Raw genomic sequence first — 13,250 nt, 5'->3', positions numbered from 1 at the left:
GGCAGTCCGCGACGGAGAAGCCTTCCCGTGCGAGGGACGCCAGAGTCAGCTACGCCGTGCGTGTTTTCGGTAGTCGGTACTACCGAAAACACGCACGGCGGTGGTGGTGGTGCGAGTGCGGCGCAGCGGCTCTCAGCGCAGGGTGGCGGTGAGGTGCGGGTAGCCCTTCTTCGGGTTGCGCAGTGCCAGGTCCCAGCCGTCGGCGGCGCGCTCGGCGTACAGATTCACGGTCGCGGGCAACAGGACCGGCTTGCCGAACCGCACCGAGTACGTCGCGTGCGACGGGATGCGGCCCTCCACTGCCCGCAGCGCAGCGGCCGCGCTCCACATGCCGTGCGCGATGGTCCTCGGGAACCCGAACGCCTTGGCGCCGAGCCGCGAGACGTGGATCGGGTTGCGGTCGCCCGAGATCGAGGCGTAGCGGTCGATCGTCTTCTGGTCCACCCGCAACGTCGACGTCGGCACGGGGGCGATCTCTTCGGCCTTCGGTTCGGGTTTCGGCTGATCCGACAACGAGGTGCGCTGCTGGTGCAGGAACGACGACGTCTGCCGCCACACCGGCTCCCGGCCGACGCTGATCTCGCTCACCAGGTCGACGAGCAGCCCCTTGCGGTGCTCCCGCAGGTTCTCGGCGTGGACCTTCAGATCCAGCGGCTCGGTCACCGACACGGGCCGCAACTGCTCGATCACGTTCTCGGCGTGGACGGAACCGACAGCGGGGAAGGGGAAGCCCTTCGACACCATCAGTTTCATCACGAGGGGAAACGTCAGTGTGAACGGATACGTCAGCGGCAGTGTGTCGCCGAAGCGCAGCCCGCACACCTTCGTGTACCCGGCCAGGTTGTCCGGGTCCACGCGCAGGCCGCGCAGCACGAGGGTGTCGTCGGGCAGGCTGTCGCCGGAGGCGCCCACGACCGGCAGCGCCGAGAGCACCGCCCGGGAGTAGACGTCGAGAGTCGAAGGCCGCGAGGAAAGTTCGACGACAGCCATCACGCCCCCAGCATGGACTGGCCGCACACGCGCACGACCTGGCCGGTGACCGCGCTCGAGGCGGGGTTGGCGAACCAGGCGACGGTCTCGGCGACGTCGACGGTCTGCCCGCCCTGCTGCAGCGAGCTCATCAACCGGCCGGCCTCGCGGGTGGCCACCGGGATGGCCGCGGTCATGGCCGTCTCGATGAAGCCGGGTGCGACGGCGTTGACGGTGATGTTCTTCGCGGCCAGCACGGGCGCGGTCGCCTGCACCATGCCGATGACGCCCGCCTTGGACGCGCCGTAGTTGGTCTGGCCGCGGTTGCCGGCGATGCCGGCGATCGACGACACGTCGACCACCCGGCCGCCCTCCTTCAGTGCGCCCCGCTCGACCAGCTTCTCGGTGATCTTCTGGGGGGCGAGCAGATTCACGGCCATGACGGCATTCCACCGCGCGGCGTCCATATTGGCGAGCAGCTTGTCGCGGGTGATCCCGGCGTTGTGGACGATGACGTCGGCGCCGCCGTGCCGCTCGAGCAGGTACTCGGCGAGCTTGTCGCCCGCGTCCGGGGCGGTGACGTCCAGCGCGAGGGAGACGCCGCCCACCTTGTTCGCCGTCTGCGACAGGGCGTCGCCGGCCGCCGGCACGTCCGCGCAGACGACATGCGCTCCGTCGCGGGCGAGTACCTCGGCGATCGTGGCACCGATGCCGCGGGCGGCGCCGGTCACGACGGCGACCTTCCCGGCGAGCGGACGCTCCCACGATTCGGGCGCCGTCGCGTCGTCGGCTCCGACACGGATCACCTGACCGGAGACGAACGCGGACTTCGCGGACAGCAGGAAACGCAGCGTGGATTCGAGGCCGGAGAGCCCGGTGGCGGCGTCGGGGGAGACGTACACCAGCTGCGCGGTGGCACCGCGGCGCAGTTCCTTGCCGACGCTGCGGGTGAAGCCCTCGAGTGCCCGCTGGGCGATGCGCTCGTCCACGGAGGAGGCCTCCTCCGGGGTGGTGCCGAGCACGACGACGCGGCCGCTCGGCCCGAGGCCCTTGATCGCGGGCTGGAAGAAGGTGAACAGCTGTTCGAGACCGGCGACGTCCGTGATGCCGGTGGCATCGAAGACGAGCGCGCCGTATTCGGTGTCGGCGGGGTCGGCGAAGGGGTAGTCGGACAGCAGCGTGCGGATCGGTTCGACGAGGCGGCCGTTGCCCCCGACGAGCAGCGGGCCGGCCAGCGGCGGCTGCCCCGGCTCGAACCGGCGCAGCTTCTCCGGCTGCGGCAGGCCGAACTGCTTGGCGAGGAATGCTCCGGGTGCGGACCCGATCAACTGGGCGTAGAGGCCGGGGGCGTTCTTGGTTTCAGCCACGATTCCACCTTCTCTGGTTCGGACGTCGGTATTGTCGGGAGGGGCCGACGATGTGGTGTCGACAATGAACTTACTCGCGAGTAAGAATAGTAGCGAGAGCCAGTACTCACCGCCATCATCCACCAGCATCCCGGGAGACGTCAGTGACCACCACCGCCCGTTCCACACAGCTGCGCCGTGTCGCAATCCTCGGCGGCAACCGGATCCCGTTCGCCCGCTCGGACCGCACGTACGCCCGTGCCTCGAACCAGGACATGTTCACCGCCACGCTCGACGGCCTGGTGAGCCGGTTCAATCTCCAGGGCGAGCGGCTCGGTGCCGTCGTCGGTGGGGCCGTCCTCAAGCACAGTCGCGACTTCAACCTGATCCGCGAGTGCGTGCTCGGCAGTGCGCTGAACCCCCACACCCCCGCCTGGGACCTGCAGCAGGCCTGCGGCACCGGTCTGCAGTCGGCGATCTCCGTCGGGGACGCCATCGCCGCCGGCCGCATCGAGGCCGGCATCGGCGGCGGTGTGGACACCACCTCCGATGCTCCCATCGGCGTCAACGACGAACTGCGCGAGTTCCTGCTCTCCCTCAACCGGGCCCGTTCGACCGGCGACCGCATCAAGCTGCTCGGCCAGGTCCGGCCGTCGATGCTCGGCATCGAGATCCCCCGCAACGGCGAGGCCCGCACGGGGCTGTCCATGGGGGAACACGCGGCGATCACCACCAAGGAGTTCGGCATCTCCCGCGAGGCGCAGGACGAGCTGGCCGCCGCGAGCCACCGCAACATGGCCGCCGCCTACGACCGTGGCTTCTTCGACGATCTCGTCACCCCCTTCCTGGGACTCACCCGCGACGACAACCTGCGTCCGGACTCGACCGTCGAGAAGCTCTCCGGCCTGAAGCCGGTGTTCGGCGTGAAACTCGGTGACGCCACCATGACCGCGGGCAATTCGACCCCGCTCACCGACGGTGCGTCGGCAGCGCTGCTGTCCTCGGAGGAGTGGGCCGCGGAGCGCCGGCTCCCCGTGCTGGCCTACCTCGTGGACTCGGAAACCGCGGCCGTCGACTACGTCCACGGTGGTGACGGCCTGCTCATGGCCCCCACCTACGCGATCCCGCGGCTGTTGCGCCGCAACGGCCTGACCCTGCAGGACTTCGACTTCTACGAGATCCACGAGGCGTTCGCGTCCGTCGTGCTGGCCACGCTCCAGGCGTTCGAGTCCGAGGAGTACTGCAAGGGCCGGCTCGGCCTGGACGCTCCGCTCGGATCCATCGATCGCACCAAGCTCAACGTCAACGGCTCGTCGCTGGCGGCCGGGCACCCGTTCGCCGCGACCGGCGGACGCATTCTCGCGTCCCTGGCGAAGATGCTGCATGAGAAGAAGCAGGAGACCGGTAAGCCCGTGCGGGGACTCATCTCCATCTGCGCCGCAGGTGGACAGGGTGTGACCGCCATTCTCGAGGCCTGAGTCCCGCGTCCCGCGGTCCCGTCCGGAAAAAAATTTCGGAGATTTGTAACGCCCCGGCGGGACCGTCGATAAACCAGTCGACCTCGCGCTGCTGCTTGACCCCCGACCTGGCGGCAGCGCGAGGTCTTTCGCTTCTCCGCGGGCGCTCCGGCTGCCCGTCCGATCGGGAGCCCCGGGATCCGACATTAGGCTGGATACCGAGTGGTGCGCCCGATCCGGGGCGCACCCCGGTGAAAGGACACGGGTGAGCGGCAAGAACGGGACGAACGACCCCGAGGGCGGCCAGGACGACGTTCGACCGGTCGTCCCCGAACCGGAGGCGGCCCGGGACGCTGCCGGTGACCGGTCGGAGGCCGTCCCCGTGGAAAGCCCCGGCCGCGCCCCGCAGTCCGTCGCCGACGACGCTGCGCCCGAGCCCAGCCCGGATGCCGAGCCGGTGCCGCCGGCGGAGGTACCGCCCTGGGAGGCGCCCACGGCCGTGCTGCCCGTCGTCGGGCCGGCGATAGGCAGCACCGCCGCCGACGGGCCGGGTACGGACCGCACCGCCGCCGAAGGGCCGGCGACGGGCCGCACCGACGCCGACACCGAGGTCCTCCCCACTCTGTCGGACGACGCCTCCCGCGAGCCTGCCGTCGCGAGGGACGCGACCGCCCACTCGGCAACTCCGTCGGAGGGAGCGGACACCCCGCCGCCCGCCGGACCCCCGCCCGCCGGACCCCCGCCCCCGGGACCCCCGCCTGCCGGGCCCTCACCCGAGGAGCCGGCGCCGACCGGACCCGGAGGCGACGGCGGTCCGCCCTGGCGCCGCATCGCCCTCGTCGCCGGCGGGGTGTTCGCCGTGCTCGCGGCCCTCTACGTCGGTGACCTCGTCGTCTCCTCGGGCAACGTTCCGCGCGGTGTCACCGTTGCCGGCATCGACATCGGCGGACGGTCGGTCCCGGAGGCCGAACAGATCCTGCGGACCGAACTCGGGCCGCGCACCGAGGAGCCCGTCACCGTCACCGCGGGCGATGTGACCGCACAGATCGTGCCGGCGCAGGCCGGTCTGGACGTCGACTGGGAGCACACCCTCGACCGCATCGGATCGCAGCCGCTCGATCCGATCACCCGCGTGACGTCGTTCTTCGGGGGTGGCGACGAGATCGGTGTCGTGTCGACCCGCGACGACGCCGCGTTGGCGGCCGCGATCGGCGGCGTGCGCGCGGTCGCCGACCGCCCGCCCCGCGAGGGCAATCTCGTGTTCGACGGGGCGACGCCGGTGCCGGTGGCGCCGCTGCCCGGGCAGACTCTCGATGTGGAGGCCGCCGCCGACCTGTTCGCCGAGCGATGGGCGTTCGGCGACGTCGAGTTCCCGGTCGAGACGGTCGACGTGACGGTCACGCCCGAGGGGCTCGAGCGCGCACTGCGGGAGGTCGCGGACCCGGCCGTCGCCGGCGACGTCACGGTGCGAGGACGGGACGGGGCCGTCGCGACCCTGCCCAGCGACCGGATCGGCGCCGTGCTGACCTTCGTGCCGGACGGCAACGGGGGCCTGACCCCGCAGTACGGGATCGAGGCCGCGACCGAGATCCTCCGGCCGCAACTGGCGGCGACCGAGGTCGAACCGAAGGACGCCCGGATCGTGATCGAAGGCGGCGGCCCGACGGTGATCCCATCGGTCGCCGGCGAGCTCGTCGACTGGCCGGTGAGTCTCGAGTCGCTGCCGCAGCTGCTGGCCGCGCCGGGCGAGCGGGTGACCGACGCCGTGTACAAGCCGGCCGAGCCTGCGCTGACCACGGAAGCCGCCGAGAAGCTGGGCATCCGCGAGGTGATCGGTGAATTCACCACCGGGGGCTTCGAGTACGCCTCGGGCGTGAACATCCGCCTGGCGGCGTCGGAGATCAACGGTGCCCTGGTGAAGCCGGGGGAGACGTTCTCGCTCAACGGCTACACGGGCCCGCGCGGCGCGGCACAGGGGTATGTCGAGTCCGGGATCATCAACAACGGGCGCCCGTCCAAGGCTGTGGGTGGCGGCATCAGCCAGCTCGCGACCACCCTGTACAACGCGACGTACTTCGCCGGTATGGAGGACGTCGAGCACACCGAGCACAGCTACTACATCTCGCGGTACCCGGCGGCCCGGGAGGCGACGGTCTACGAGGGCGCGATCGACCTGAAGTTCCGCAATCCCTCCGACACCGGAGTGCTGATCCAGGCGATCGGCACGTCGTCGGACATCACGGTGCGGATCTGGGGCACCAAGACCGTCGACGTCGAGTCCGTCACCGGTTCCCGCACCGACTTCACGGCACCGAACACGATCACCCTGCCGGCCGGGCCCGGGTGCATCCCGTCGAGCGGTGCGCAAGGGTTCACGGTGAGCGACACCCGCATCATCACCGACGCAGCCACCGGCCGGCAGATCTCGAGCACCACCCGCACGGTCCGCTACGACCCGGTGCCGGTGGTGCGCTGCGTCAGCGCCGAGCCGGAGCCCGAGCGGGAGTCGGCACCGGCCGCGCCGTCGCAGCCGGCACCCGGTGAGGCGGAGACGCCCGGCGGTGGCTCGGACGAACCCGCCGGCGCGCGCCCGGCCGGGACGACGACCCCGCAGCCCGCACCGAGCGGCGCGGACGAGGCGGAGGAAGCTCCTGCCGAGACGCCCGCGGCGGCATCGCAGACGCCGGCCGGGACGGAGTAGCCGCGGCAGTAAGTGCACACAGCACTGTGCCCTCCCGTCGCGAGACGGGAGGGCACAGTGTTTCTGTCTACGTACTCGGCTTCTGTCTACCTGTTCGGTTCCGTCCGAGCGCCGGCTCAGAACGCCGCTTCGTCGAGCTCCATGATGTCGAGGTCGACGTTGGCGACGATGCTGCGGACGGCGGTCAGCTCCGGCAGGACGTTCTTGGCGAAGAAGCCGGCGACGGCGACCTTGCCCTCGTAGAACGCCTTGTCCTTGGCGTCCGAGCCGGCGTCGAGGGCCGCGAGAGCGATCTCGGCCTGCTCGAGCAGCCGCCAGCCGATGAGCAGGTCGCCGAAGGCCAGCAGGAACCGCACCGAGCCCAGACCCACCTTGTACAGCTCGGTGGGCTGTTCCTGGGCACCCATGAGGAAGCCGGTCAGGGTGGCGGTCATGGCCTGGACGTCCTCGAGCGCGGTGGCCAGCAGGGCCCGCTCCGACTTGAGGCGCTCGTCGGCGCTGTCGGAGGCGAGGAACTTCTGGATCTGGCCGGTGACGTGCGCCAGGGCGACGCCGCGGTCACGGGCGATCTTGCGGAAGAAGAAGTCCTGCGCCTGGATCGCGGTGGTGCCCTCGTAGAGGGAGTCGATCTTCGCGTCGCGGATGTACTGCTCGATCGGGTAGTCCTGCAGGAAGCCCGAGCCGCCGAACGTCTGCAGCGAGTCCGTCAGGTACTGGTAGGCGCGCTCGGAGCCCACACCCTTGACGATCGGCAGCAGCAGATCGTTGACGCGGTGCGCCAGCTCGTGGTCGGCACCGGAGATCTGCTCGGCGACGACGTCGTCCTGGTGCGCGGCGGTGTAGAGGTAGACCGCGCGCAGGCCCTCGGCGTAGGCCTTCTGCATGGCCAGCGCGCGCCGCACGTCCGGGTGGTGGGTGATGGTGACCCGGGGAGCGGTCTTGTCGGTCATCTGGGTCAGGTCGGCGCCCTGCACGCGCTCCTTGGCGTAGGCCAGGGCGTTGAGGTAACCGGTCGACAACGTCGCGATGGCCTTGGTGCCCACCATCATGCGGGCGTGCTCGATGACGTCGAACATCTGGGCGATGCCGTTGTGGACCTCACCGACGAGCCAGCCCTTGGCCGGGACGCCGTGGCCGCCGAAGGTGAGCTCGCAGGTGGCGGACGCCTTGAGGCCCATCTTGTGCTCGACGTTGGTGACGAACACGCCGTTGCGCTCACCCATCTCGTTCTTCTCGAAGTCGAAGTGGAACTTCGGGACGAAGAAGAGCGACAGGCCCTTGGTGCCGGGGCCGGCGCCTTCCGGGCGGGCGAGGACGAGGTGGAAGATGTTCTCGAACAGGTCGTCGGAGTCGGCGGAGGTGATGAACCGCTTGACGCCCTCGATGTGCCAGGAGCCGTCGTCCTGCTTGATCGCCTTGGTGCGGCCGGCGCCGACGTCGGAGCCGGCGTCGGGCTCGGTCAGCACCATGGTGGCGCCCCAGCCGCGTTCGACGATGGTCGCGGCCCACTGCTTCTGCTCGTCGGTGCCGTTCGCGTGGAGCACACCGGCGAAGGAGGGGCCGGCGGCGTACATGAAGGCGGCCGGCTGGGCGCCGAGCATCATCTCGTTGACGGCCCAGCTCAGGGCGCGCGGTGCCGGCGTTCCGCCGATCTCCTCCTCGAGGCCCATGGACCAGTAGCCGGCCTCGTACCAGGAGTTGAACGCCTTCTTGAAGCCCTCGGGGAGCGAGACCGAGTGGGTCTCGGGATCGAAGACCGGGGGGGTGCGGTCGGTCTCGGCGAACGACTCCGCCGCGGGGCCCTCGGTGAGGGTCTTCACCTCGGCCAGAATGCCACGAGAGGTCTCCTCGTCGAGGTCGCCGAACTTCCCGGCCTCGAGGAGCGTCTGAATCCTCAGCACCTCGAAGAGGTTGAACTCCAGATCCCGGAGGTTGCTCTTGTAATGGCCCATGTCTGCGCTACTCCCAGTGAGATGGTGCGGTCAAGCTGTGTTCGAGTACCGCCCAAGTTATTACTCGTCGGTAACATCCGCCTATGTTACCCGTCGGGCAACTAACTGCCAAGGGTTGGTTTGCGGGCCACCACCAACGCGTCGATCGCCATTCCTGCGTCCGTTTCCCGCATTCTCCGTTCGGCGGTCCGGATTTCCAGTCGTCCGTCGATTTCCGCGACGACATCTGCTGGGGTATAGAGGATTTCGGGATCCTGGGGGCCGCCGGCGCCCTCGGTGGGATTGAGCGAATCGTGTCCCAGAAATATGAGGATTCCATCAGGTTTCAGGGCCGCGACCGCATTGTCGATCAATGCCCGTCGCTGTGGTGGAGGGAAATGGAGATAGGCCGAGAGGACGAGATCATAACCAGCGTCGAAAGTGGCCCCGGTCACGTCGGCGCACTCGTACGTCAGGCGTTCGCGTACCCGCCGTGGCGCCTGCGCCGCGATCGCCCGGGCCTTGTCCACCGCCACGCGGGAGAAGTCGAGTCCGGTCACCTCCCAGCCGCGCGTGGCCAGCCAGAGCGAGTGCCGGCCCTCGCCGCAGCCCAGATCCAGGGCGCGGCCGTGCGGCAGCGACGTCGCGAACTCGACGAGCACCGGGTTCGGCGGCACCCCCCACACCGTCTCGCTCTTCGAGTACCGCGCATCCCAGTCCTGTGCGTCCATGGACGCACGGTAGCCCGGACGCCGCGCCGGTCAGGGATGGAGCGTGGTGCGCAGCAGGAGCACGTTGTAGTTCTGGTGCACGGTCGTGAGGAAGTACAGATCCGGGCCCGAGGACCACGGGTGGATGTACGCGCCGTACGCCGTCGGCAGTTCGCGGGTGTCGAGGACGACCTCCGGCGCGCTCCACGGGCCTGTCGGCGACGGTGCCCGGCGCAGCACGACGGAGTTGTGCGCGTCGGTGGTCAGCAGCACGAACTGCCCGAGGTGGTCGTTCCACTGCACCGACAGCTCCGCCGCACCACCCGTCATCACCGGGCGCGCCGCGTCCACGTCGCGGACCCACGCGCCGCCGTCCCAGTACTCGTACGCCGCGAGGTCGAGGATCTGCTGTTCCGGTACCCGCGCCAGGTGCACCGGTCCGCCGCGACCGGGCGGGGTTCCGTACTGATAGACGAACCCGCCGTGCCGGACGAAGGCGCCCATCTGGAAGTTCCGGTTCCCCTCGGCGTTCGGCCGCTCGGTCTGCGGCGCCACCGTCCAGTTCTCCCCGTTGTCGTGGGAGAAGGCCAGCCCGGAGAAGTTGGTCTCCCACGAACCGGCCGGCCCCCAGTTCTTCACCGACATCAGGCTCAGGAACTGGGTGTCGCCGACGGCGATCCCCGCGGTGGGGATCCGGCTGATCTCCAGGAACGGGATCTTCGGGCTCGGGACGAGTTCTTTCGCCTGGCCGAAGAAGTCGCGGGCCGCGCTGTCGAACGTCATCCCGTCGGCGAGGTTGCGGTCCGAGCTGCGGAACAGCGAGCTGCTGCGCCAGGCCCAGATGCTGCCCGACAGCAGATTGGGCAGGCCGAGGCCCGCGGTGTCGCCGAACGCGGTCAGCACCTGGCCGCGTCCGTTGTCCCACATCACGCCCAGATCGGTGCCCAGGACGTTCAGGTCCTGGGTGCGGTTGGTGCTGAGCATCCCGGTCTGCTGTGCCACCACCTGTGTGCGGCCGCGCAACTCCGGCAGGCCGTTGACCCCGTTGAGGCCCGGGATGGGATTGATCGCGTTCGGGTTCGCCGCGGAGGTGCCCACGAACGGGACCATGGTGACGACCGCACAGGTCAGTGCGGTGACCCCGAGCCGGATCGAAGCACGTCGGTAACCCCCATTACGTGTGTGCACGGCCACAGACGGTAACAGGGGGTGACAACCGTCACACGTCCTTCGATGTCCGTCGGCGTGTCCCGGCGGTGCTCGCACGAGGGCCGGGCCGACGGGTCGGCTCCGCTACGATTCGCGCGCGCGTTACCGTGTCAGGGACGCGATGCACTGACAGGCAGTGCACGAAGCAGAGGAGATTCGCCTGATGGGTGCACAGATCGCCGGTCCCGCCCCGCTGCGGAACACCGCACTGCTCGGGCTGGGCGTGCACCGCCCCGAGCGGGTCGTGACCAACGACGAGATCTGCGAGCAGATCGACTCGAGCGACGAGTGGATCCAGTCGCGGTCGGGCATCAAGGAACGGCGCTTCGCGAAGCCGCACCCCGAGGAGTCGGTGGTGGACATGGCGATCACGTCGGCCCGCAAGGCGCTCGAGGCCGCCGACATCACCGGTGACCGCGTCGGCGCCGTCATCGTGGCCACCTCGACCTACCCGAATCAGACGCCGCAGTCCGCGGCCCTGGTCGCGCACGCCCTGGGCACCGGGGGCGCGGCCGCTCTCGACATCTCGGCCGGGTGCGCCGGATTCTGCTACGCGCTCGGCGTGGCGTCCGACATGGTGCGCACCGGCACCGAGGACTACGTGGTCGTCGTCGGCGTCGAGCGCATGAGCGACACCACCGAGCCCACCGACCGCTCGGTGCGGTTCATCTTCGGCGACGGCGCCGGCGCCGTGGTCGTCGGCCCGTCCGACGAGGTGGGTATCGGCCCCACCGTGTGGGGGTCGGACGGTTCCCAGGCCGACGCCATCCGCCAGGAACCGGACTGGGTGAGCTTCGCGGACAACCCCGATCAGAAGCGGCCCTGGATCATCATGGAGGGCACGGCGGTGTTCCGCTGGGCGGCCTTCGAGATGGGGAAGATCGCCCGCCAGGTCGCCGACAAGGCCGGGGTCGAACTCGCCGCCCTCGACGCGTTCGTGCCGCACCAGGCCAACCTGCGCATCAACGACGTCATCGTCCGGCAGCTCGACCTTCCGGAGACGGTGGCCGTCGCCGACGACATCATCGAAACGGGCAACACCTCCGCCGCCTCCATCCCCCTCGCGATGGAGAAGATGCTGCGCACCGGTCAGGTCCGGCCCGGCGGGCTCGCCCTGCTGCTCGCCTTCGGCGCCGGGCTGTCCTACGCGGGGCAGGTCGTGAAGATGCCGCAGCTCGCGCAGTAGTGGCCGCGGCGAACTCCGCCGGCCGCCGCCGGCTGTGGTTGCTCGCCTACGTGCTCGCCTTCGTCGTCTTCGTCGTCCTCCAGCAGACGTACGGCGGCGACGAGGCGGGCCCCGGACCGGCGCCGGCGCCGGCACCGTCGTCGGCTGCCGCAGCCGAGACAGTCGAACTGCTGAAGAGCCTTGCCGTGCGTGCACCGGACCCCTCGGGCGGGTACGACCGTGCCCAGTTCGGGCCGGCGTGGACCGACGACGTGACCGTCGCGGGCGGGCGCAACGGCTGCGACACCCGCAACGACGTCCTGAAGCGGGATCTGGTGAACATCAAGCTGGCGCCGGTGACGAAGGAGTGCACCGTCGAGGCGGGAACCCTGTACGACCCGTACACGGGCCGGGAGATCTACTTCCGGCGCGGGGTGGACACGTCGTCGGCGGTGCAGATCGATCACGTCGTCGCCCTGTCGGACGCGTGGCAGAAGGGCGCGCGACTGCTCGACGCGCAGACCCGCAAGAACCTCGCGAACGATCCCCGGAACCTGCAGGCCGTCGACGGCCCCACGAACCAGGGCAAGGGCGACAAGGACGCCGCGCAGTGGCTGCCCCCCAACTCGGAGTACCGCTGCACCTACGTGTCCCGGCAGATCGAGGTGAAGGCCGAGTACGGACTGTGGATCACGCCGGACGAGAAGGACGCGATGGCGGGCGTCCTGGCCACCTGCTGACCGCTCTCAGGCGCGGCGGTGCGCGAGGTACTTGCGGACCGCCGTCACCACCCCGACCGCCGAGGCGACGATCACCACGATGCACACGATGCCGACGGCGAGGTTCAGCTGTGCCGTCAGGTCCGAGCCCGTCCTGTCGCGCAGGTCGGACAGGAACTGGGCGGAGAAGTACGGCCGGTGCACGAGCACGGCCGTGGCCACCGCGACGGCGAGCAGATCGGAGACCACTGACAGGGCGGTGACGACGAGCGTCCAGCTGCGCACGGCCAGCGCGACGCTCGCCGAGATCACCCACAGCACCGCGACGGCCACCATCGCCGGCACCAGCCGGTCGGTGAAACCGGGGTCGAGCGCCTCGTACCCGGCGCCGAAGAACGACGGCGCCAGCGACGGGGACAGACCGGCCACCCCGATCAGCACGACCACCGCGAACACCAGCTCCGCGATCGCCTCCCCGACCGGGATCTCCCGGCCGTGCGGCACTGCGGGCAGGTCGTCCGGATCCCACCGCCCGAGATCCGTGGCGGTGGGCGCGGTGCGTTCGATCACCGCGAACACGACGGTCACCCAGAACGCGGCGTACACACCGCCGGTCAGGGCCGCGTCGATCGCGTCCCACACGACGCCGGCGCTGTCGAGCGGCGCGGCCGCGGGGTCGGTGGCCTCGGTCAGGGCGCCGAGCAGGGTCAGACCGCCGAGCACCGCCGCCACCACGCCGACGACGGGCCACAGCACACGCAGATAGGTGTCGTAGAACTTCGGGCCGATCAGATGCCGCGGCGCACCCCGGTAGGTGCGCGCGAGATCCTCCGGAGTGCCGAGGTCGGTGAGCACCGCACGTACCTCGCGCTCGGCACCGGCGCCTTCGATGCGGCCGCGCACGTCGGCGGCCACCTCGGCGCGCCGGGACCGGGGCAGGTGGACGACGACGGCATGCACGTACCGGTCGACGAGCTCGTCGTCGGTGAGGCGGGTGGGCATCCCGGTGTTCCTTCCGTTCGGCGCCGGTCTGCGAGCGGCCG

10 protein-coding genes are annotated in these 13,250 nt (G+C 70.2%); 4 read left to right on the top strand and 6 right to left on the bottom strand.

What is annotated here, in order from left to right:
* Positions 1-132 precede the first annotated feature (132 nt).
* Both AC2IPW_RS21235 and AC2IPW_RS21230 read right to left on the bottom strand, forming a co-directional pair.
* Positions 133-990, bottom strand: coding sequence for a MaoC family dehydratase (locus tag AC2IPW_RS21235; RefSeq protein ID WP_289380204.1), 858 nt, complete (start codon positions 988-990; stop codon positions 133-135).
* Positions 990-2,336, bottom strand: coding sequence for a 3-oxoacyl-ACP reductase (locus AC2IPW_RS21230; protein WP_486375607.1), 1,347 nt, complete (start codon positions 2,334-2,336; stop codon positions 990-992). Before AC2IPW_RS21230 ends, AC2IPW_RS21235 begins: the two co-directional genes overlap by 1 nt.
* 143 nt (positions 2,337-2,479) lie before the next feature.
* On the opposite strand from AC2IPW_RS21230, the gene AC2IPW_RS21225 reads away from it, so the two are divergent.
* Positions 2,480-3,793, top strand: a complete 1,314-nt coding sequence (locus AC2IPW_RS21225) for an acetyl-CoA C-acetyltransferase (RefSeq protein ID WP_003939207.1) — start codon at positions 2,480-2,482, stop codon at positions 3,791-3,793.
* 244 nt (positions 3,794-4,037) lie between these two features.
* The gene (locus tag AC2IPW_RS21220) at positions 4,038-6,473 is read left to right on the top strand and encodes a VanW family protein (RefSeq protein WP_486375606.1); all 2,436 of its coding nucleotides are present in this window, start codon (positions 4,038-4,040) and stop codon (positions 6,471-6,473) included.
* A gap of 116 nt (positions 6,474-6,589) precedes the next feature.
* Here the strand turns inward: AC2IPW_RS21220 and AC2IPW_RS21215 are convergent, their stop codons facing one another.
* From AC2IPW_RS21215 to AC2IPW_RS21205, 3 genes are all read right to left on the bottom strand, one after another.
* Positions 6,590-8,425, bottom strand: coding sequence for an acyl-CoA dehydrogenase (locus AC2IPW_RS21215; protein ID WP_054371336.1), 1,836 nt, complete (start codon positions 8,423-8,425; stop codon positions 6,590-6,592).
* 101 nt (positions 8,426-8,526) lie between these two features.
* Positions 8,527-9,135 carry a class I SAM-dependent methyltransferase gene (locus AC2IPW_RS21210; protein ID WP_054371335.1) on the bottom strand — a complete coding sequence of 203 codons (609 nt, stop codon included), beginning with the start codon at positions 9,133-9,135 and terminating at the stop codon, positions 8,527-8,529.
* Between the two features lie 30 nt (positions 9,136-9,165).
* Positions 9,166-10,224, bottom strand: a complete 1,059-nt coding sequence (locus tag AC2IPW_RS21205) for a glycoside hydrolase family 183 protein (protein ID WP_486377047.1) — start codon at positions 10,222-10,224, stop codon at positions 9,166-9,168.
* Between the two features lie 262 nt (positions 10,225-10,486).
* Between AC2IPW_RS21205 and AC2IPW_RS21200 the strand changes: the two genes are divergently transcribed.
* Positions 10,487-11,509: a beta-ketoacyl-ACP synthase III gene (locus tag AC2IPW_RS21200; RefSeq protein ID WP_289381305.1), complete on the top strand. Its 1,023-nt coding sequence runs from the start codon at positions 10,487-10,489 to the stop codon at positions 11,507-11,509.
* Entirely contained in the window at positions 11,509-12,228 is a 720-nt protein-coding gene (locus AC2IPW_RS21195; RefSeq protein ID WP_289381307.1) for an HNH endonuclease family protein, read from the top strand. Before AC2IPW_RS21200 ends, AC2IPW_RS21195 begins: the two co-directional genes overlap by 1 nt.
* A gap of 6 nt (positions 12,229-12,234) precedes the next feature.
* Here AC2IPW_RS21195 and AC2IPW_RS21190 read toward each other — a convergent pair whose 3' ends face one another.
* A complete protein-coding gene (locus AC2IPW_RS21190; protein ID WP_289381309.1) occupies positions 12,235-13,209 on the bottom strand; it encodes an HAAS signaling domain-containing protein in 975 nt (324 codons plus the stop codon).
* Positions 13,210-13,250 lie beyond the last annotated feature (41 nt).

It is taken from the genome of Rhodococcus sp. NS-SX18 (genome assembly GCF_057367935.1).
Note: the sequence above shows the minus strand (reverse complement) of the source record. Positions and strands in the feature narration are given on the sequence as shown.